Origin of the sequence: Microbacterium sp. W4I4 (assembly GCF_030816235.1) — a bacterium.
In the GTDB taxonomy this organism is placed as follows: Bacteria; Actinomycetota; Actinomycetes; order Actinomycetales; family Microbacteriaceae; genus Microbacterium.
The window spans coordinates 1,280,349-1,300,315 of sequence record NZ_JAUSXT010000001.1 but is presented as its reverse complement, the minus strand read 5'-3'; the positions used below and the strand labels follow the sequence as shown (position 1 = coordinate 1,300,315).

The 19,967-nt window shown below is 69.0% G+C and carries 22 protein-coding genes; 2 read left to right on the top strand and 20 right to left on the bottom strand.

Annotated elements, in window-relative coordinates; genetic code table 11:
* Positions 1 to 4: 4 nt before the first annotated feature.
* The 6 genes from paaE to QF046_RS06250 form a co-directional block, all read right to left on the bottom strand.
* On the bottom strand, positions 5 to 1,168 hold the full coding sequence (paaE, locus tag QF046_RS06275) for a 1,2-phenylacetyl-CoA epoxidase subunit PaaE (protein WP_373425670.1): 1,164 nt from the start codon (positions 1,166 to 1,168) through the stop codon (positions 5 to 7).
* Positions 1,168 to 1,680: a 1,2-phenylacetyl-CoA epoxidase subunit PaaD gene (gene paaD / locus QF046_RS06270; protein WP_307367335.1), complete on the bottom strand. Its 513-nt coding sequence runs from the start codon at positions 1,678 to 1,680 to the stop codon at positions 1,168 to 1,170. The genes paaE and paaD overlap by 1 nt, the downstream gene beginning before the upstream one ends.
* Positions 1,674 to 2,492, bottom strand: coding sequence for a 1,2-phenylacetyl-CoA epoxidase subunit PaaC (paaC, locus tag QF046_RS06265; RefSeq protein WP_307367333.1), 819 nt, complete (start codon positions 2,490 to 2,492; stop codon positions 1,674 to 1,676). Before paaC ends, paaD begins: the two co-directional genes overlap by 7 nt.
* The gene (paaB, locus tag QF046_RS06260; protein ID WP_307367331.1) at positions 2,489 to 2,812 is read right to left on the bottom strand and encodes a 1,2-phenylacetyl-CoA epoxidase subunit PaaB; all 324 of its coding nucleotides are present in this window, start codon (positions 2,810 to 2,812) and stop codon (positions 2,489 to 2,491) included. Before paaB ends, paaC begins: the two co-directional genes overlap by 4 nt.
* On the bottom strand, positions 2,812 to 3,789 hold the full coding sequence (paaA, locus tag QF046_RS06255) for a 1,2-phenylacetyl-CoA epoxidase subunit PaaA (protein ID WP_307367329.1): 978 nt from the start codon (positions 3,787 to 3,789) through the stop codon (positions 2,812 to 2,814). The genes paaB and paaA overlap by 1 nt, the downstream gene beginning before the upstream one ends.
* A gap of 99 nt (positions 3,790 to 3,888) precedes the next feature.
* A complete protein-coding gene (locus QF046_RS06250; protein WP_307367327.1) occupies positions 3,889 to 4,308 on the bottom strand; it encodes a pilus assembly protein CpaE in 420 nt (139 codons plus the stop codon).
* A 71-nt stretch (positions 4,309 to 4,379) separates the two neighbouring features.
* Here QF046_RS06250 and QF046_RS06245 point away from each other — a divergent pair, with 71 nt between their 5' ends.
* A complete protein-coding gene (locus tag QF046_RS06245) occupies positions 4,380 to 6,476 on the top strand; it encodes a RecQ family ATP-dependent DNA helicase (protein WP_307367325.1) in 2,097 nt (698 codons plus the stop codon).
* A 40-nt stretch (positions 6,477 to 6,516) separates the two neighbouring features.
* Here the strand turns inward: QF046_RS06245 and QF046_RS06240 are convergent, their stop codons facing one another.
* The 3 genes from QF046_RS06240 to QF046_RS06230 are packed head-to-tail and all read right to left on the bottom strand — an operon-like array spanning position 6,517 to position 7,602.
* Positions 6,517 to 7,233: a Type 1 glutamine amidotransferase-like domain-containing protein gene (locus QF046_RS06240; RefSeq protein WP_307367323.1), complete on the bottom strand. Its 717-nt coding sequence runs from the start codon at positions 7,231 to 7,233 to the stop codon at positions 6,517 to 6,519.
* A complete protein-coding gene (locus QF046_RS06235; protein WP_307367321.1) occupies positions 7,230 to 7,361 on the bottom strand; it encodes a hypothetical protein in 132 nt (43 codons plus the stop codon). The genes QF046_RS06240 and QF046_RS06235 overlap by 4 nt, the downstream gene beginning before the upstream one ends.
* 58 nt (positions 7,362 to 7,419) lie before the next feature.
* The gene (locus QF046_RS06230) at positions 7,420 to 7,602 is read right to left on the bottom strand and encodes a hypothetical protein (protein ID WP_307367319.1); all 183 of its coding nucleotides are present in this window, start codon (positions 7,600 to 7,602) and stop codon (positions 7,420 to 7,422) included.
* A gap of 51 nt (positions 7,603 to 7,653) precedes the next feature.
* Between QF046_RS06230 and QF046_RS06225 the strand changes: the two genes are divergently transcribed.
* Positions 7,654 to 7,836 carry a phosphoribosyltransferase gene (locus tag QF046_RS06225; protein WP_307367317.1) on the top strand — a complete coding sequence of 61 codons (183 nt, stop codon included), beginning with the start codon at positions 7,654 to 7,656 and terminating at the stop codon, positions 7,834 to 7,836.
* Positions 7,837 to 7,861: 25 nt separating this feature from the next.
* On the opposite strand, the gene QF046_RS06220 is transcribed toward QF046_RS06225, so the two are convergent.
* The 11 genes from QF046_RS06220 to QF046_RS06170 all read right to left on the bottom strand — a co-directional run bounded on the left by QF046_RS06220 (position 7,862) and on the right by QF046_RS06170 (position 19,885).
* Positions 7,862 to 8,641: an ATP-binding cassette domain-containing protein gene (locus tag QF046_RS06220; protein ID WP_307367315.1), complete on the bottom strand. Its 780-nt coding sequence runs from the start codon at positions 8,639 to 8,641 to the stop codon at positions 7,862 to 7,864.
* Complete coding sequence (locus tag QF046_RS06215; protein WP_307367313.1) at positions 8,641 to 9,654, bottom strand: ABC transporter ATP-binding protein; 1,014 nt, start codon at positions 9,652 to 9,654, stop codon at positions 8,641 to 8,643. The genes QF046_RS06220 and QF046_RS06215 overlap by 1 nt, the downstream gene beginning before the upstream one ends.
* 1 nt (position 9,655) lies before the next feature.
* On the bottom strand, positions 9,656 to 10,582 hold the full coding sequence (locus QF046_RS06210) for an ABC transporter permease (RefSeq protein ID WP_307367311.1): 927 nt from the start codon (positions 10,580 to 10,582) through the stop codon (positions 9,656 to 9,658).
* Positions 10,579 to 11,499: an ABC transporter permease gene (locus QF046_RS06205; protein ID WP_307367308.1), complete on the bottom strand. Its 921-nt coding sequence runs from the start codon at positions 11,497 to 11,499 to the stop codon at positions 10,579 to 10,581. The genes QF046_RS06210 and QF046_RS06205 overlap by 4 nt, the downstream gene beginning before the upstream one ends.
* A gap of 85 nt (positions 11,500 to 11,584) precedes the next feature.
* Complete coding sequence (locus QF046_RS06200; protein ID WP_307367306.1) at positions 11,585 to 13,135, bottom strand: ABC transporter substrate-binding protein; 1,551 nt, start codon at positions 13,133 to 13,135, stop codon at positions 11,585 to 11,587.
* 75 nt (positions 13,136 to 13,210) lie between these two features.
* Positions 13,211 to 14,278 (bottom strand): YncE family protein, encoded by a 1,068-nt coding sequence (locus QF046_RS06195; RefSeq protein WP_307367304.1) that lies wholly within the window; start codon positions 14,276 to 14,278, stop codon positions 13,211 to 13,213.
* A gap of 257 nt (positions 14,279 to 14,535) precedes the next feature.
* Entirely contained in the window at positions 14,536 to 14,925 is a 390-nt protein-coding gene (gene paaI / locus QF046_RS06190; RefSeq protein ID WP_307367302.1) for a hydroxyphenylacetyl-CoA thioesterase PaaI, read from the bottom strand.
* A complete protein-coding gene (paaZ, locus tag QF046_RS06185; RefSeq protein WP_307367300.1) occupies positions 14,922 to 16,991 on the bottom strand; it encodes a phenylacetic acid degradation bifunctional protein PaaZ in 2,070 nt (689 codons plus the stop codon). Before paaZ ends, paaI begins: the two co-directional genes overlap by 4 nt.
* A complete protein-coding gene (locus QF046_RS06180; protein ID WP_307367298.1) occupies positions 16,988 to 17,842 on the bottom strand; it encodes a 3-hydroxyacyl-CoA dehydrogenase family protein in 855 nt (284 codons plus the stop codon). The genes paaZ and QF046_RS06180 overlap by 4 nt, the downstream gene beginning before the upstream one ends.
* Positions 17,839 to 18,570 (bottom strand): enoyl-CoA hydratase/isomerase family protein, encoded by a 732-nt coding sequence (locus QF046_RS06175; RefSeq protein WP_307367296.1) that lies wholly within the window; start codon positions 18,568 to 18,570, stop codon positions 17,839 to 17,841. Before QF046_RS06175 ends, QF046_RS06180 begins: the two co-directional genes overlap by 4 nt.
* Before the next feature lie 127 nt (positions 18,571 to 18,697).
* On the bottom strand, positions 18,698 to 19,885 hold the full coding sequence (locus QF046_RS06170; protein ID WP_307367295.1) for an acetyl-CoA C-acyltransferase: 1,188 nt from the start codon (positions 19,883 to 19,885) through the stop codon (positions 18,698 to 18,700).
* Between the last annotated feature and the right edge of the window lie 82 nt (positions 19,886 to 19,967).

Sequence of the window (19,967 nt, the reverse complement as noted above, 5' to 3'; positions counted from 1 at the left end):
GAGGTCAGACGTCGTAGTCGACGACGATGCGGTCGCTGGTGGGGTGGGACTGGCAGGTCAGCACGTAGCCGCGCTCGAGCTCATCGGGCTCGAGCGCATAGTTCTCGGTCATCGTCACGCTGCCTTCCAGCACCCGCGCCCGGCAGGTGCCGCAGACGCCGCCCGAGCACGCGAACGGTGCGTCCGGACGCACCCGCAGAGCCGCGTTCAGCACGGACTCGTGCGCGTCGACCGGGCTCTCGACCGTGGAGGAGACGCCGTCGAGGTTGATCTCGATCCGGTACGCCTTCTGCCCCTGCCGCACCTCCACCCGGCGCGGTCCGCGCTCGGCGGGTGCATCGCCGGTGGTGAACAGCTCGAAGCGGATGCTCTCGCGCGGCACGCCGATGTCGGCCAGCACCTCGCGGCACAGATCCACGAGGGCGAACGGCCCGCACAGGAACCACTCGTCGACCGTGGCCGGCAGGATCAGCGAACCCAGGATCGTGCGCAGTCGCTCCTCATCGATGCGGCCGGAGAGCACCGGAGCCGTGCGCTGCTCGCGGGAGAGCACGTGGTGCAGCACGAGGCGAGTCGGGTAGCGGTCCTTGAGATCGGCGAGATCCTCGAGGAACATCACGTCGCCGGTGGATCTGTTGGTGTACAGCAGGGTGAACCGGGTGGAGTCGGATGCCGTCAGCAGATCGCGCGCGAGCGCCATCATCGGCGTGATCCCGGAGCCCGCCGCGATGCCGACGACGTGCGTGCCTGCCAGCTCGGACAGCCCCGAGGTGAAGGTGCCCTGCGGGCTCATCACGTCGATCTCGAACCCCGCGGTCAGCTGCGTCTGCGCCCAGGTGGAGAACTGGCCGCCCTCGTCACGCTTGACGGCGACGCTGAGACTCGCCCCACCGTCGGGTGTTCTCGCCGGCGGTCGGCACAGCGAGTACGAGCGGCGCAGCTCGGCGCCGTCCAGGTGCATCCGCAGCGCCACGTACTGTCCGGGCAGATAGTCGTACTCGTCGGCGAGATCTGCAGGCACCGCGAAGGTGACTTCGATCGCGTCATCGGTGAGGTGGCGCACCTCGGACACCGTCAGCGTGTGGAAACGCGCTCGGTGGCGGTCGCGCGCGCTGCGGTGGGCCGCGGTCGGCGCGGCCGAGGCATCCGGCATCCGGAACAGCGACATCAGATCACCTTGAAGTGGTCGAAGGGCTCCAGGCATGCGCGGCACTCGTAGAGCGCCTTGCAGGAGGTGGACCCGAAGCGGGAGACCTCGCGGGTGCTCAGCGATCCGCACCGAGGGCACTTGACGGCGAGATTCACTCTGATGGGTCCCTGAGCCTGTCGAAGGGCGGCGCGGCCGGTCGGGGGAGCGATGCCGTACTCGACCAGCTTGCGCTTGCCGTTCTCGCTCATCCAATCGGTGGTCCAGGCGGGGGAGAGCACGAGCCGCACGTCGACGTCGTCGAACCCGTCGGCGGTCAGCGCCAGGATGATGTCATCGCGGATGGCATCCATGGCGGGGCATCCGCTGTAGGTCGGGGTGATGTCGACGGTGACGCGGCCGGTGACATCCGCTCGCACATCGCGCAGCACACCGAGGTCCTCGATGGTGAGCACGGGGATCTCCGGGTCGGCGACGCGCGCCGCGATCTCGCGCGCGCGGGTCGCGGTGTCGAGTGTCCGGGTGGTCACCATGTCGCCCCCGGATGCCGTCGTGCGAGCACCTGCATCTCGGCGAGCAGATGTCCCATCGGGGTCGCGTGGGCGCCGTGACGTCCGCCGGCGCGGGAAGCGAGCGCCCCGGGGCGTTCCAGCTCGGCTTCGGCGAGCACCTCGTCGATCACGGCATCGAAGCCGGCCCGCAGCTCTGAGGGGCGTGCCGCAGCATCCCCGAGACGGTCGATGAGCGGTTCATCGCGGAACAGTTCGTCGGCGTACGGCCACACGTCGTGCAGCGCGCGGATGATCTTCTCGCGTGAGAGGTCGGTGCCGCCGGCCAGGCGCAGCACCCACTGCACCGCGTGGTCGCGGTGGTAGTCGACCTCCTTGCGGGACTTCTCCGCGATCGCGGCCAGGGTCTGATCCGCCGACGAGCGCAGCGCCGAGTACAGCTCGAACATGTAGGCGGATGCGATGAACTGGCGGGCGATGGTCTGCGCGAAGTCGCCGTTCGGCTGCTCCATGATCCAGGCGCTGCGGAACTCAGCCTCGTCGCGGAAGTACGCCAGGTCGTCCTCGGATCGCCCGTCCCACGATCCTGCGTAGCGCAGCAGGGAGCGGGCGTGACCGAGCAGGTCGAGGGCGATGTTGCCGAGAGCGACGTCCTCCTCCAGCTCGGGGGCGCGCGAGATCCAGGCGCCCAGCTGCTGGGACAGGATCAGCGCGTCATCGGCCAGCCACAGGGCGTACTCGGCGATGTCGGCGGAGGTCGCGCGGGCTTCGCCGCCGGCGAGTTCGGATGCCAGTTCCAGCTCATCGACGGAGACGTGGACGTCTGCGGGGCTCACAGGTGCGGCACCCCCTCGGATGCCGTGTAGTACACGGCATGACGGTAGTTCTTGCCCGCCGGGCTCTCGAAGAACGCGCCCTTGTCATCCGGGTCGCTCGTGGTGATGGCATCCGCCGGTGCGACCCAGATCGACACGCCCTCACCACGACGGGTGTACAGGTCGCGCGCGTTGCGCACGGCCATGCTCGCGTCGGGCGCATGCAGCGAGCCGACGTGCACGTGGTTCAGGCCGCGGTTCGCGCGGACGAAGACCTCCCACAGCGGCCAGGTCTCCTGTCCCTGGCTCTCGGGGCTGGTCGATGCTCCTGGAGTGGCCATCACGCCACCTGCCCTTCTGCGCGCAGGGATTGCTTCCTGGCGTACTCGGCGGCGGCCTCGCGTACCCACGCGCCTTCTTCATGCGCGGTGCGGCGGCGCTCGAGCCGTTCGGCGTTGCACGGGCCGTTGCCGCGCAGCACCTCGAAGAACTCGTCCCAGTCGATCTCGCCCATCTCGTATTCGCCGGTCGTCTCGTCGAAGCGCAGCTTCGGATCGGGCAGGGTGATGCCGAGGATCTCGGCCTGTGGCACCAGCATCCCGACGAAGCGCTGACGCAGGTCGTCGTTGGAGAAGCGCTTGATCTTCCACTTCATCGACTGCGCCGAGTTCGGGGACTGGTCATCCGGTGGGCCGAACATCGCCAGGCTTGGCCAGTACCAGCGGTTCACGGCATCCTGCGCCATCTCGCGCTGCTCCTCGGTGCCCTGCATGAGCGTCAGCAGGATCTCGAATCCCTGCCGCTGGTGGAAGGACTCCTCCTTGCAGACCCGCACCATCGCGCGGCCGTAGGGGCCGTACGACGCGCGGCACAGCGGAACCTGGTTGACGATCGCCGCGCCGTCGACCAGCCAGCCGATCGCCCCCATGTCGGCCCAGGTGGGGGTCGGGTAGTTGAAGATCGAGGAGTACTTGGCCCTGCCGCTGATGAGCTGGTCCATCATTCCGTCGCGGGTGGCGCCGAGAGTCTGCGCGGCCGAGTAGAGGTACAGCCCATGGCCGGCCTCGTCCTGCACCTTCGCCATCAGGATGGCCTTGCGCTTCAGGCTCGGCGCACGGGTGATCCAGTTGCCCTCCGGCTGCATGCCGATGATCTCGGAGTGCGCGTGCTGGGAGATCTGCCGGATCAGCGTCTTGCGGTACGCCTCGGGCATCCAGTCGCGCGGTTCGATGCGCTGCTCGTGTGCGACGAGGTCATCGAAGCGCGCCAGTGCGTCGGCATCGTCATCCACGAGACTCAGGTCTGCGGGGGCGGTCATCAGCGACTCCAAACGTCCGGGGCATCTTTACTAACCGATCGTTCTGCAATTCTCGCACAGATCTGGGACGGATGCACCGTGTTCAGAGTGCGTTCGTCGTCACTGCGCGCGGCGCAGCAGTGCCAGCAGGGCCCTTCCGTACGCCTCGGAGGGATCCGGATGCTCGAAGGAGAGCTCCTCGCCGAGCATCTCGATCTCGACGGTGAACGCGTCGCGATCGCGGCGCAGCATCCGGAACGTGCCGCCGAGCAGTTCGCGCAGCTGATCCTCGTGGGGAAGCCAGACCGCGTCGGCGAGGGTGACGGAGTCCAGCGCCCATTCGGTCGTCCCGTTGAAGGCGAGAAGCGTTCCGGTGGGCGTGCTCCGCGCCTCGATGGTCAGATCGCTGACCACGAAGACGTCGGCCTCGACCTCCAGCTCGACCTCGTCCGGCAGGTCGAGCTGGAAGCGGTCAGCGGCGACCGGATGCCAGACGAGTCCGGCCTCCCTCAGATCGCGGGCGAGCTCACGGGTGATCATGTCTCCACGTTATTCCGGTGTGAGGGGGAGTGCGTCAGGCGGCTGTCGTCGGTGTGGGGCAGAGTGGGAGGATGACCTCCTCATCGGCCACGCACGAGGCCGCCCTCCTCGCCCTGCGCGATCTCGTCGGGCGACCGGATGCCGATTTCCACGACGGGCAGTACGAGGCGATCGAGGCGCTGGTCGAGGGGCGCCGCCGCGCGCTCGTCGTGCAGCGCACAGGTTGGGGGAAGTCGGCGGTGTACTTCGTCGCGACCCTGCTGCTGCGCCGTCAGGGTGCAGGCCCGACTGTGCTGGTCTCGCCGCTGCTGGCGCTGATGCGCGACCAGATCGCGGCCGCCGAGCGCGCCGGGGTGCGGGCGGTCGCCATCAACTCCACCAACGCGCACGAGTGGGACGACGTGCTCGGTCAACTGGACCGTGACGAGGTGGATGTGCTGCTCGTCTCGCCGGAGCGGCTGAACAACCCGTCCTTCCGCGAGCAGCGGCTGCCCGCGCTGGTCAAGCGCATCGGCATGCTCGTCGTCGACGAGGCGCACTGCATCAGCGACTGGGGCCACGACTTCCGTCCCGACTACCGGCGTCTGCGCGACCTGATCACCCAGATGCCGCACGGTGTCCCGGTGCTCGCCACCACCGCCACCGCGAACAGCCGCGTCGTGGCGGACGTCGCCGAGCAGCTGGGTTCGGGCGGCGGCGAGGTGCTCACCATCCGGGGCCCGCTGGCCCGGGCATCCCTGCGTCTCGGCGTGCTGCAGCTGCCGAACTCCGCCAGCCGGCTCGCCTGGCTGCTCAGCCATCTCGATGACCTGCCGGGCTCCGGCATCATCTACACCCTCACCGTGGCGGCGGCGGTCGACACCGCGAGGATGCTGCGCGACCACGGACACGAGGTGCGGGCGTACACCGGGCAGACGGATGCCGAGGAGCGCGAGGAATCCGAGCGGATGCTCAAGCGCAACGAGGTGAAGGCGCTGATCGCCACGAGTGCGCTGGGCATGGGGTTCGACAAGCCGGACCTCGGATTCGTCCTGCACCTCGGTGCACCCTCGTCGCCGGTCGCGTACTACCAGCAGGTCGGTCGTGCCGGGCGTGCCAGCGACAGCGCCGACGTGCTGCTGCTGCCGGGCGTCGAGGACCGCGACATCTGGCACTACTTCGCCACCGCCTCGATGCCCGACCAGGAGCGGGCTGAGCGCGTGATCGCCGCGCTCAGCGACGCCCCGACCTCCACGCCCGCGCTGGAGGCGATGGTCGACATCCGCCGCACCCCGCTGGAGCTGCTGCTGAAGGTGCTCGACGTCGACGGTGCGGTCAGGCGGGTGCAGGGCGGGTGGGTCGCGACCGGGCAGCCCTGGACCTACGACGCCGAGCGCTACGAGCGCATCGCAGGCGAGCGCCGCGCAGAGCAGCAGCACATGATCGAGTACCAGCGCACCGACGGATGCCGGATGGAGTTCCTGCAGCGCTCGCTGGACGACGACACCGCCGCGCCCTGCGGTCGGTGCGACAACTGCGCGGGCGTCTGGTTCCCCAGCGATGTCGCAGCGGATGCCGGGGCGGCGGCCGCAGAATCACTCGACCGCGTGGGCGTGCCGATCGAGGCGCGCAAGCAGTGGCCGACGGGCGCCGATCGGCTCGGCGTCCCCGCCAAGGGGCGCATCGGACCAGGTGAGCAGGCCGCCGAGGGGCGGGCGCTGGCCCGGCTGACCGACCTGGGGTGGGGTGGCGCGCTGCGCGAGATCTTCGCCGCGGGCGCCCCGGATGCGCCGGTCTCGCCGCAGGTGCTGGGCGCCTGCGTCCGCGTGCTCGCCGGCTGGGGCTGGGACGAGCGTCCGGTCGCCGTCGTCGGGATGCCGTCGCGCTCGCGGCCTCAGCTGGTCGATTCGCTCGCCCGTGGCATCGCCGAGATCGGGAAGCTGCCGTATCTGGGTGAGCTGGGCTTCGCGAACGGTGGACCCACCGGCGGTCCCGGCGGCAACAGCGCCTTCCGGGTCGCCGGCCTATGGGATCGCTTCACCGCTGAAGGGCTGGACATCCCGGAAGGGCCGGTGCTGCTGGTCGACGACCTCGCCGACAGCCGGTGGACGCTCTCGGTCGCGGCGCGCACGCTGCGTCAGGCCGGTGCAAGCGCGGTGCTGCCGTTCGTGCTTGGGTTACGGGGCTGAGCGCGCGGCAGATACCGGGGTCGGGGACAGCTCGGGGGCGTCAGGTGCCGATGGTCGAGACCGTCACGCCCCCGTCGCCGGGCAGCACCCGCCACACGTTGCCGCTGCCTTCGACCCGGAACCCGCCGTCGCCGACGATCAGCACCGTGCGCTCGTCGATTCCGAGCGCACCCGGGATGAGTCCGGACTCCACGGCCGCGACGATTCTGGAGAGCGTGCCGCGCTGCGCGAGGTGCGGGTCGATCGAAACGTCGATCAGGCCGATGCCGGCTTCCACCTCGAGCTCGAGGCCCGGGTCGTCGGGCTCCTCGGGGCAGACGATCACACCGTCGATACGGGAGCCGCCGCCGAGCGAAACCTTGGCAGCGACCATCGCGCCGGCCGACACACCGAGATAGGGCACTCCGCCCGAAACCTGATGGCGAAGCTCGTCGAAGAGCGGTTCCAGTCCGGAACGGACCTCCTCGACGATGCCACCGCCGACGAGGATGCCGTCGACCCCCGCGATCGCGGTGAGCGGCAGCTTCTCACCGCCCGGCGAGGTGGTCACGTGCGCCTCGACATCGCCGGCCGCGGCGAGCACGCGTCGCAGCACTTCACCGCGCTCCGGCCCGCCCGGGTGGATCGACACGATCGCGACCGTGGGCACGGCGCGCCCGGTGGCCCGAGCGCGTGCCGTCGCCTCGGCGAGGAACGGGGCGTACAACGGGGCGTCCGTCGGCTCGAGCGCGCCGCCGCCCAGCAGATGGACGCTCACGCGGTGACCTGCACCGGCGGCCGTGCCGACCAGGGGAAGGCCGTCCCATCGTCAGTGCCGCTGTAGCTGCAGCACGGCACGAGTGCCGCGCGTTCGCTGATTGCCGCATCATTCATGCCGAAGGTCATCCCGCAACTTTACGGCGTCGCGGTCAGGCGCGATCGTCGGCGGCTTGAAGATATCTGTTCAAGGCATGTCTGGCATGGGGTGGCTGCCGAAACACCCCGCCGAAACTCCATCGGCCGAAGCTGTCGTTCCGGTGTTTCCGAAGGCAGGTCGCGGTGGCACGTGGAAGCGCAGCTCTTTGACCGTTTCACCGATCTCGATCAGGCCGACGTGGATCGCATCGAACACGATCTCGTCGCTCATATCCGCTCGTGTGATGGCGTGGATCGGCACGCCTGCACGACCCGGAGACACGTGCACGAGCAATCCCGGCATCCGGTCGTGCAGGTGTACCGGGCCCGCGTCAGTCCGGACGAACCGGTGCTGCTGGTCGACGACCTCGCCGACAGCCGGTGGACGCTCACGGTCGCCGCGCGCACGCTGCGCCAGGCCGGTGCAAGCGCGGTGCTGCCGTTCGTGCTCGGGTTATGGGGCTGAGCCGTCGGCGCGACGCTGGGCGGCGTCAGACGAAGTCGACCCGCGGGATCGAGGCGAGCAGCGTCTGCGTGTACGGATGTTGCGGCGAGTCGAACACCTTGGTCATGGCGCCTTGCTCCACGAACTCGCCGGCATTCATCACCACGACGTCGTCGGCGACATGGCGCACCACGCCCAGGTCGTGCGAGACGAACAGATAGGCGAGGTCGAACTCGTGCTGCAGATCCTCAAGCAGGTTCAGGATCTGTGCCTGGATCGACACGTCCAATGCCGAGACCGGCTCATCGAGCACGAGCACTTGGGGCCTCAGCGCCAGGGCACGGGCGATGCCGACGCGTTGGCGCTGACCGCCCGAGAACTCGCCTGGCCGGCGCTCGGCCATCTCGGCGCTCACTCCGACGCGGTCGAGCAACTCGTCGACGTGGCTGCGCTCATAGCCGCCAGTGATTCGCAACGGCTCGGCAACGATCTCGTGCACGGTCATCCGGGGGTCCAGCGCCGAGTACGGGTCTTGGAAGACCATCTGCATCCGTCTGCCGAGCTGGCGCCGCCCGCGCGCGGGTAGATGCGTGATGTCCTCGCCGAAGGCGCGGACGGCGCCTGAGACGATAGGGCTAAGTCCGAACAGGGCACGGATCAGCGACGATTTGCCGCATCCCGATTCGCCGACCAGGCCCAGGGTCCTGCCGGCGTACAGGCGCAGGCTCACGCCGCGCACGGCGTGAACGCCCCGGCCGTGGCGAACGGCTCCACGGCGTCCGTATGTCACGTGCAGGTCGTCGACCTCGACGAGCGCATCCGACATCAGTGTCCTCTTCCTGTTTCGGCGCCGACGAGCTCGTCGGCGAAGTGGCAGGCCGAGCTCGACCCGTTCGGGCGCAGCTCGAGCCTCGGGCGGAGGCTGGTGCACTCCGCCCGCTCTGCTGCGAGCTCGCAGCGCGGCGCGAACGCGCAGGCGGTCGGGCGCAGTCGCGGCGACGGCGGATTGCCGGGGATCGCGTAAGCGCGCTCATCGCCTTCGGAGAGAAGACTGCGCAACAGACCCAACGTGTACGGATGGGTGGGGTGAAGGAAGATCTCGCGCACCGTGCCGGTCTCGACGATGCGGCCAGAGTACATGATGATCATCCGGGAGGCGTTCTGTGCCGCGAGCGCCAGGTCGTGGGTGATGAGCACTAGGGCCGAGGAGAGCTCTTCGCGTGCTTTGGCGAGGGTCTGCATGACCTGCGCCTGCACAGTCACGTCGAGGGCGGTGGTCGGCTCGTCGGCGATGAGCAACGCGGGATCGTTGGCCATGGCCATCGCGATCACAGCCCGCTGGCGCATGCCTCCCGACCACTCGTGCGGGTAGGCTCGCGCCCGGCGGGCCGCGTCGGGAACGCCGACGGTGCTCAGCAGCTCGTGCACACGCTGCCGAGCGGCGGAGCGGGACACCCCCTGATGCAGGCGCACCGCCTCGGTCAGCTGCGCTCCGATCCGGCGGATCGGGTTGAGTGCGGTCATGGGGTCCTGGAAGATCATGCCGAAGTCGCGCCCGCGCCGGCGGCGTAGCAGGCGATCACTCATGCCGACGAGCTCCTCGCCGCGCCAGAGGATCGAGCCGCTGGCGATCTCGAGGCCGACGGGCAACAGGCCCATGACGGCGAGCACGGTCAGGCTCTTGCCCGACCCCGATTCTCCGACGATGCCGACCACTTCGCCTTCGGCGACGGTGAAGGAGATGCCGTCGACCAGGTGCACGGTTCTGCCGGACGGGTCCTGGGTTGTTATGACGAGGTCGCGGACCTCGAGCAGCGGAGGCTGTGCGGAAATGGACATGTCAGCGGACCTTCCGGAGAGGTTGGGTGTTCTCGGCGGTGTAGCGCTGACTGAGGAACTGCGCGCCGCCGACGACGAGGAAGATCGCAATGCCGGGAAGGACCGCCTGCCAGGGCGACAGCCGCAGGTACTTCTGGCCATCGAGTACCAGGCCGCCCCAGGTCGGGTCCGGTGGCTGGATGCCGAGGCCGAGGTAGTCGAGACCGGCCTGCAGGAGGATCACCGATCCGATGCTGGTGACTGCGACGATGAGCATCTGCGGCACGACGTGGGGGAGGATATGCGTGCGGATCACGCGCGCGGAGGACGCGCCGAGCATCTGCGGAGCGAGCACGAAGTCGCGATTTCGCAGCGACAGGGCCGTGGCGCGGGCGAGACGCGCAAAGCTCATCCAATGCGTGAACCCGAGCACGAGGATCATGAGGAGCGCGCTCGGGCCGAAGATGGCCGACAAGGCGATCAGCAGCAGCACTGCCGGCATGGCCAGGCTCACGTCGGTGACGAGGGCGACGACGTTGTCGAGCCATCCGCCGAAGAAGCCGGCCAGCAGCCCGAAGACGGTGCCCACCAGCATGTTCAGAGCGATGACGGCGGCGGTGATCCACAGGGTGGTCTTGCCGCCTGCCGCGAGGCGGCTGAGCAGGTCCCGTCCGATGGCGTCGGTGCCGAGAGGATGGGCAGGGTCGGCGAATGGAGCCAGCCGCGCCGAGGCGAGGTCTTGGGCGTACGGGTCGAATCCTGACCACAGGTGGACGGCGATGATCGCGGCGATCGTGGCGACCACAACGGCGCCGCCGAGATGCGACAACATCTGTCCTGATCCACGACGACGTCCGCGGCGACGCCCGTGCGGCGAGGGGTCTGTCTGCGCGATGGCGACGGTGTCGGTGACGGAAGAGCGGTCGGGCATGGAGACGGTGTCAGTCATGAGAGCTTCACCCGGGGATCGATGAGCGAGTAGAGGATGTCGACGGCCACGTTCACTGCGACGAAGATGAGCGAGACCACCAGCAGGCCCGCCTGGACGACGGCGAAGTCGCGCTGACTGACGGCTCCGATCAGGGCTGTGCCGATGCCTGGCCATGCGAACACCTGCTCGACGATGATCGTCCCGCCCAGCAGGCCGGCGAGATTGAGGCCGGCGACGGTGAGGACCGGCAGGAAGGCGTTAGGCAGCATCTCGGTCAGCACAACCATGCCGTGGCCCTTGCCCCGCGCGTATGCGGTCCGCACGTAGTCGGCGGTGGTCTGCTCACCGAGCGCCGCGTCGAGCAGCCGCACATAGAGCACGAACTGCGCTGTCGCGATGGTCGCCACCGGGAGCACCAGCGATGGTGTACCGCTGTAGCCCAGGCTGGGCAACCAGCCGAGCGCGACAGAGAAGAGCAACACGAGCACGACGCCGAAGAAGAAGTCCGGCACCGACTGGCGAAGCGAGCCGGTCCACACGAACAGCGCACGCAAGGTGTGGCTGCCGGTGATGTGGATCAGTGTCGCGGCGACCACCGCGAGCACGAGGCCGATGGCGAAGGCTGTGATCGCCAGGGTGATCGTTGCGGGCAGTCGCTCGGCGATGATGTCGATGGCCGACTGGCCCGGGTTGCGATACGAGACGCCGAAGTCGCCGCGCAACAGGCCGGAGAGGTAGTTGAGGTACTGCACACCGAGCGGGTCGTTGAAGCCGAGCTTCCCGTTGAGCTCGTCGATCTGAGCGGTCGTCGCGCCCTCAGTGAGGATCAGGGCTGCGGGCTTGCCAGAAGCACGCCCCAGCAGGAACGCGATCGTGACGGCGATGAACAGAGTTGCGAGCGCCTGCAGAACTCTGCGAACGAGGTATGGGGCCATGGTGGCGAACTCCGTCTTAGACGGTGGAGGGTGGGGGGTGGGGTGGGACAGGCGGTGCCGCGCCGGGGCGCGGCACCGCCTGAACTCAGCCGTCGGTGCGGGAGATCTCCGCGATGCGGTAGATGCCGTCGATCGCGGGCGTCCATTTCAAGGTCTTCGACGCGGCGTACGCGTTCTCGGCCTGCCACAGCGGGACGTTGTACACGTTCTCGGTGTTGTACTCCCAGATCTCTCGGTACACCTGGGTGCGGTCGTCCTCGCCGGCCGCCTGCTGCGCGAGATAGAGCTCGGCCAGTCTGGGGTCGCGGGAGTAGTCCTCCGGACCGCCGGCGAGCAGCTGCGAGACGACGACATCGCCATCCATGCTCGAGGGCGACCAGTGGTTGAGGTACAGGCCGGTGATCTGGTGATTCGCGATGCTCAGACTCAGACTCGACTGCTCGGAGCCGATGAGCTTGATGTTCAGGCCGGCGTCCTCCAGATTGCCGGCGATTGCCTGGGCGACCTCTGAGTCCGTCGGGCCGCCGCCGGTGCTCGCGTACTGCAGCGTGATTTCCTCACCGGCATAGCCGGATTTCTCGACGAGCTCCTCCGCAGCGTCCTTGTCGAACTCGGGTGACGGGTAGTCATCGACGTAGCCGGTGACGCCCTCGGCGACTGGCTGGCCGGTCTCGTCTCCGAAGCCCTCGAGGAGTTGGTCGATGATCTGCTCGCGGTCCACCGCGATCGCGATCGCACGACGCACATCAGCGTTCTTCAGCGCCCCGGCGGTGGTGTTGATGCCGAGCAGGGTCACCTTGTTCGAGGTGCCTTCGATGACGCCGGCGTTGCCGGACGCCTCGATGACCGGCACCTGGCTCTCGGGGACGATCGCGGCGTCCAGCGTGCCTGACTCCACGCCCGTCACGCGTGCGTCGGGTGCGCTGACGAACGAGAAGGTCACGTTCTCGAGCTTGCCTGCATCGCCCCAATAGTCCTCGAAGCGCTTCACCTGGTACTCGACGCCGTGGTTCCAAGCGACGAAACTGTACGGGCCGGTGCCGATCGGCGCGTCCGCGAACTTCGTGCCCTTGGCCTCGTAGTCGACCTCGGGGACGATGCCGATGGTGCCGACCTGACTGAGCCAGGCACTGAACGGGTTCTTCAGCGTGAAGCGCACGGTGTGCTCGTCGATGGCTTCAACCGTGTCCACCATCGCTATGGCGACGCGGTTGGTGGACGTCTCGCTGGCCAGAATCTTCTCGTACGTGTAGACGATGTCCGACACCTTCAGGTCGGTGCCGTCGTGGAACTTCACATCGTCGCGGATCGTGAACTCCCAGACGTCCTGGGTGTCGTTCGCGGTCCACGACTCGGCGAGGCCGGGCTGAACTGAGCCGTCGGAGGCGATGCGGGTGAGTCCGTCGAACACGGCGTAGTACATGTTCCAGGCAGAGAGCGAGCGCATCATGATCGGATCGATGTTCGCCGGCTCGGCGGGCATGGCGAGCACGGCCGATCCACCGGCCGGCGCCCCGCCGCTGGAAGAGTCGGAGGATGCGGCGGGGCCCATGCATCCAGTGAGTAGCGCGGCGCTGACAGCGAAGGCGGCACCGATGCCGGCGAACCGCAGCAGTGCGGGCTTGTGGGTGGACATTGTGTTCCTCTCTTGCGGCCCGCGGTCCGTTCCGCGTGCCGTCCAGGGTCGGGTGAGGTGTGGAGACGAGGGCGGTCAGTCGGTGATGAATACGCCCATCTGAGGCATGTTCGGAACAGGAATCTCAGTGAGAACGTGGGATTCGAGGTCGACGACCGCGATGCCGTCCCACGGGCCGCGGCTGGTCGAACCGCCGGTGAGGACAGCCTTCGGCCGCCCATCGGGTGCGTCGAGCCACTCGGTTGCGTTCTCGTGCCCCTTCTCCAGCGGGAGTACGGTCTCGCTGCCGGTTGCGAGGTCGCGGATGGTGAGGCTCGGTCCCAGTGTCGCCCCGCCGATCGGCCCGACACCGACGACGAGCAGGCGTCCGTCGGCGGTGAGACCGACACCGTGCTGGTGCGAGTCGGCGGTCATCGGCTCAGTGGCGTACTCGTGGCTCTCCGGGGAGTACACCACGAGGCCCTGGCCCTGGAATGGCAGGTACAGCGTGCCGTCCTCGGCGACCGCGGCATAATGTGGCTTGTAGTGCGAGAGCAGGCCAAGTTCGGTGCCGAAGGGCGCGACCTCGGTGCGCACGACGGTATGGTCGCCGACGCTGATCGTGTGCACCGTGAACGAGTCGTGGTCGATCGTGTACAGCTCGTGGCCGCTCGGCGATATCTGCACGTCGAACGGACGGTCGCCCACTTCGAAGGAGTCGGTGAAGGAGGCGCTGGCCGCGTCGAAGCGTTCGACGGTGGAGTTGCGTCCGTCACGGTGTACACCGGCGTAAACGGTCGCGCCGTCGGGGGTCACGACCACACCAGTGCCGCCGGGCCGGTACTCGCCGTAAGCGATGTCGGTCGGCTGGTCGATGTAGGACGCCAGGGCGATGCGCTCACGGGAGTCGAGGTCGACCACGGCCAGGCCCTCAGCGGTGGTCACGTAGGCGCGACGGGTGGATTCGTGTACCGCGATGGCCCATGGGGCTGCTCCGACGATTGTCTCGGTCTGCACCGGCGTCCGGGTGTTGCTGAGATCGACGAAAGCGATGCGATCGGCGCTGCTCTCCGTGACGACGAAGACGTTGCCATTGCCGGTGCCGGGGATGCTGCGGGCCATGTTCTGCGTGTCCTTGTCCGCGAGCCTGATGGGCAGGCTCACTCATCGTTGAGGGGTTGGACGGAACGCGGAGCGAGAGAAGAGCGATCCATCGGTCACTAAATGTGTGACATGCTACCCCTGGTATACCACATGGGCATTCGGTATACCAGCCCTCAGTGAGGCAGTTCAGCATCCACGCGCTCGAGTTCGCAGAGCGCAGGTCCTCACGCGCATGCACTTGCCCGCACTGTAGGACGGGGAGCAGGAGATCTCGAGCCGGCCACCGGAGAGGCGCCTCACAGCGTGGCGGGCCCGCGTCAGCCCGGCATCCGGTTCGTGCTGATCGAGCGCCCGCGCACCTCGGCGACGGCATCGCCGGTCTCGTCGGTCACCGTGATGTCGTAGAGCCCGCTGCGGCCGCTGACGACGCGACGCACGGCCGTCGCGGTGAGCACCTGACCGGTCGTGGTCGATTTCAGGAACGTGATGTCGGCGCCGCCGGCGACGGTGACCCGTTCGTCCTCGTTGCAGGCGATCGCGAACGCCGTGTCGGCCAGCGCGAACACCAGCCCGCCGTGCGTGATCGCGAAGCCGTTCAGCATGTCGTCGCGCACGGTCATCGACACGACGGCGCGCCCTGGCTCGTCGAGCTCGACCACCATCCCGAGCATCGCCGAGGCCTGATCGCGTCGCATCATCTCCCTCATGCGGCGATCGGCTCCTTGGTCACGAGCGTGAGCACGTCGTAGGTGGCCACGAGCTCATCCTTCTGGTTGCGGATGACGGCGTCCCAGCGCACCTCGCCGTACTCGTCGGTCTCGCGCGGCGTGATCTGCTTGGCCGTCAGCTCGACCCGGATGCTGTCGCCGGGCGAGACCGGAGTGATGAAGCGCAGGTTCTCCAGACCGTAGTTGGCGAGCACCGGGCCGGGCTCCGGGTCGACGAACAGGCCCGCCGCCCATGACACGAGCAGATAGCCGTGCGCGACGCGACCGGGGAAGAACGGGTTCGCCGCGGCGGATTCCTCGTCCATGTGGGCGTAGAAGGTGTCGCCGGTGAAGTGCGCGAAGGTCTCGATGTCCTCCAGTGTCACCTCGCGCGAGCCCGACACGATCTGGTCGCCGATGCGCAGTTCCGCCAGGGATTTGCGGAACGGATGCCGGTCGCCGGCCCGTGCGGCGGCTCCGGCGTGCCAGACGCCGGTCAGCGCGGTGAGCATCTCGGGCGAGCCCTGCACGGCCGTGCGCTGCATGTGGTGCAGCACGGCACGGATGCCGCCGAGCTCCTCGCCGCCGCCTGCCCGGCCGGGCCCTCCGTGGACGAGTCCCGGCAGCGGCGAGCCGTGCCCCGTGGATGAGCGGGCGTCGTCGCGGTCGAGCAGCAGCATCCGGCCGTTGAACGGCGCGATGCGGGTGGCGAGCTCCACGGCCTGGGCCGGGTCGTGGGTGGCGATGCTCGTCACCAGCGACCCGCCGCCACGGTTGACGAGCGCCGCTGCCTCGTCGGTCGTGTCGTAGGTCAGCAGCGACGACACCGGGCCGAAGGCCTCGACGCCGTGCACGGCATCCGCCTGCGCATCGTCGAAGCGCAGCAGCACGGGGGAGACGAAGGCGCCATCTGGCGCGGATGCCGTGGTGCCGTCGGCGAGGCGCACCTCGGGGGCATCGGTGGTGCCGATGACCAACCGTCCGCCGGCGTCCTGCAGCGCGCGCACCTGCCGCAGCACCTCGTCGCGCTGCGCGAGCGAGGCCAGCGGCCCCATCGTCACGCCCTCTGCACGCGGGTCACCCAGCACCGTCTTGTCGGCGATGCGCGCCTGCACGGCCGCGATCACGGCATCCGCCGACCCGGTCGGAACGATCGCCCGACGGATGGCCGTGCACTTCTGCCCGGCCTTCGACGTCATCTCCGCGACCAGCTGGCGCACGTACGCATCGAACTCGGGAGTGCCGTCGACGGCATCCGTGCCCAGCACCGACGCGTTGATCGAATCGGTCTCGGCGGTGAAGCGCACCCCGCCGGTCTGCACGGACGGATGCCGCCGCAGACTCTCGGCGGTGGACGCGCTGCCGGTGAAGCCGACCAGGTCGCCCAGGCGCAGGTTCTCGAACAGGTCGGGGACGCTGCCGCTGACCAGCTGAACGGAGCCCTCGGGCAGCAGCCCGGATTCGACGAGGATGCGCACCATCGCTTCGGCCAGATACCCGGTCGGGGTGGCGGGTTTGACGAGCGTGGGCATGCCGGCCAGGAACGCCGGGGCGAACTTCTCCAGCGAGCCCCAGACCGGGAAGTTGAAGGCGTTGATCTGCACGGCCACGCCCGGCAGGGCCGTGTAGATGTGGCGGCCGAGGAATGAGCCGTCCTTCGACAACGGCTCGACCGGGCCGTCGACGTACACGCGGCTGTTCGGCAGCTCGCGGCGGCCCTTGCCCGAGTACGCGAACAGCACGCCGATGCCGCCGTCGATGTCCACCCAGGAGTCGGCCTTCGTCGCGCCGGCCCGCGCGGAGACGGCGTAGAGCTCGTCCTTGCGCTCCGTCAGTGCCAGCGCGAACTGCTTCAGCAGCACGGCACGCTGGTGGAAGGTGAGGGTCGCGAGCGAAGCGTGCCCGATCGTGCGGGCGTACTCGAGAGCGCCCGCCAGGTCGAGGCCCTCGGTGGAGACGCGGGTGATCACGTCGCCCGTGGAGGCATCGCGCACATCGGTCGCCTTCGCATCAGCGGCGGGAGTCCGCCACTCGCCTTGAACATAACTGGGCAGGTAGTCGGTCATCGTTCCTCGTTCCACACGTAGAATCCCTCGCCGCTCTTGCGGCCCAGCTTTCCCTCCGCCACCAGGCGCCGCAAGAGCTCGGGCGGTTCGAACCGCGGCCCGAGCTCGCGGGCCAGCTCCTCGGCGATGCCGAGGCGCACATCCAGCCCGACGACGTCGGTTGTGCGCAGCGGGCCCATCGGATGCCGGTAGCCGAGCTCCATGGCGGCATCGATGTCCGCGGCGTCGGCGACGCCCTCCTCCAGCATTCGGATCGCCTCCAGGCCGAGCATCACGCCCAGTCGGCTCGACGCGAATCCGGGGGAGTCACGCACGACCACCGGCGTCTTGCCGAGGGCGGCGACCCAACCGCGGGCGTCGGCGACCACCGTGTCGTCGGTACGGGAGCCCACGACGAGCTCCACGAGCTTCGATGCCGGCACCGGGTTGAAGAAGTGCAGGCCCAGGAAGCGTTCGGGGCGGGTGAGGGATGCCGCGAGCACGTCGATCGAGATCGAGGAGGTGTTGGATGCCAGCACCGCGTCCTCCGGGAGGACGGCCTCGATGCGCGTCAGGGCGTCGAGCTTGAGGTCCCGGTCTTCGGGCACGGCTTCGATGACCAGACCCGCACCGGCGAACGCGGTGATGTCGGTGCCGACCGCGAGCGATGCGGTGACCGCCGTGGCGTCGGCGAGATCTCCACGCTTGACCGACGTCGCGACGCTGGCGAGCACCCGCTCGCGAGCCGCATCCGCCGACGGTTCATCGCGCTCGACGAGGTGAACCTGCGCGCCGGCGAGCAGGAAGGCGTGCGCGATGCCTGCGCCCATGCGGCCGCCGCCGAGCACGCCGACGATCTGTGGAAGTGTCATCGTCGTCTCTCCAGAAAGGCCGTCATACGGCGGTGCTTCTCGTCGCTGTCGAACAGCTCGGCCTGCACCTCGAGCTCGATCGCGGGGTGCTGGTCAGGACCCGCCAGCAGGGCGAGCTTGGTGAGCTGCGTCGCCCGGGAGCCGTTCGCACCGATCCGGTCGGCCAGCGCATGTGCGGCGTCCAGGAGGGCGTCGGGTTCGTGCAGGGAGGACACCAGCCCCCACGCCAGGGCCTCTTCCCCGTCGATGATGCGGCCGGTGAGCAGCAGCTCGCTGGCGCGCGCGTGCCCGACGATCTCCGGCAGTCGCCAGGTGGCGCCTGCCGCGGCGATGATGCCGAGTCCGGTCTCGGGGTTGCCGAAGCGCACGCGGGGCGTGCCGATGCGGATGTCCGCCGCGTAGGCGAGCTCGGCCCCACCTCCCAGCGCGTAGCCGTCGACCGCGGCGATCACCGGCATCGGCAGGGAGCGGATGCGGCGGAAGATCGTCGAGTTGATGCCTTTGCGTGCATCGTCGGCGTTGCGCTCGCGCAGCTGGCTGATATCGGCGCCCGAGGCGAAGATCCCGTCGGCGCCGATGAGGATCAGCACCCGGGGCTCGCGCTCCAGCTCCTCGCAGAGCGCGTGCAGCTCGTCGACCATGCCCTGGTCGATCGCGTTGCGCACGGAGGGGCGGTTCAGCGTGGCGACGACGCGGTCGTCGCGGCGTTCGAGGAGCAGTGCGCTCATGAGAGTGCCCCCTGAGCTCCAGGTCGCAATCGATGCCGCTTCGGCGCCGAAATGGCGGCAACGAGTGCGACCTGGGCGGGGTGGGGCGCGCCGATGGCGGCAACGAGTGCGACCTGGGCGGGGGCGCTCACGACAGTCGCTCCACGATCATCGCGGTGCCCTGGCCGACGCCGACGCACATGGTCGCCAGCCCGTAGCGCGCACCTGTCGCCTCGAGCCGGCGAAGCAGGGTGACGATCAGGCGCGATCCGCTGGAGCCCAGCGGATGCCCGAGGGCGATCGCCCCGCCGTCGGCGTTGACGATCTCGGGATCCAGGCCCAGGCGGCGGATGCTGGCCAGCGACTGCGACGCGAACGCCTCGTTCAGCTCGACCGCGCCCAGATCCGCGACCGTCAATCCTGCCTTCCGCAGAGCCTTCTCGGTGGCGGGGACCGGGCCGAGCCCCATGATCTCGGGTGCCAGTGCCGCGGTGGCGGATGCGACGATGCGCGCACGCGCGCGCAGGCCGTGACGCTGCACGGCATCCGCGCTGGCAACGACGATCGCCGAGGCGCCGTCGTTGAGCGAACTGGCGTTGCCTGCCGTCACGACCTGGCCACCGTCGACGACAGGGCGCAGCTTCGCGAGCGCCTCCAGCGACGTGTCGCGGCGCGGGCCCTCATCGGTGTCGACGAGTCCCCGCGCGGTCTGCACGGCGACGATCTCGGCGGCCAGCCGGCCGGCGTCGATCGCGGCGATGGCACGCTGGTGGCTGAGCAGGGCGAAGGCATCGGCATCCGCTCGGCTGATCCCGTCGAGCCGCGCAACCTCCTCCGCCGTCTCCGGCATCGAGAAGGTCGCCTTGTCGCGGGCGAGCAGCTTCGGGTTCGTGAACCGCCAGCCGATCGACGTGTCGAAGGCGGCACCGGGCTTGGCCCAAGCGCGCTCGGGCTTGGCCTGCACCCACGGGGCGCGGGACATGGACTCCACACCGCCCGCGACGATGAGGTCCGCATCGCCGGATCGGATCGCCTGCGACGCCATCGTGATCGCCGACATCCCGGATGCGCACAGCCGGTTCACGGTGATACCCGGGAGCGTGTCCGGCAGCCCGGCGAGCAGAACGGCCATACGGGCGACGTTGCGGTTGTCCTCGCCGGCCTGGTTCGCCGCGCCCAGGATGACCTCGTCGATCGCGTCGTGCGGCACGCCGGAGCGCCGGACGGTCTCGCCGACGACAAGGGCTGCGAGATCGTCCGGGCGCACGTTCGAGAGCACCCCGCCGTAGCGTCCGATCGGGGTGCGGATCCCGTCCACCAGGTATGCGTCGGTCATGCCCTCACGTCCCCTCGCCACGCCCGTCTATTTGTGTCCAATGCACGCGTTGCGAGCCCTGCGCCGGGCGTACGGCACAAAT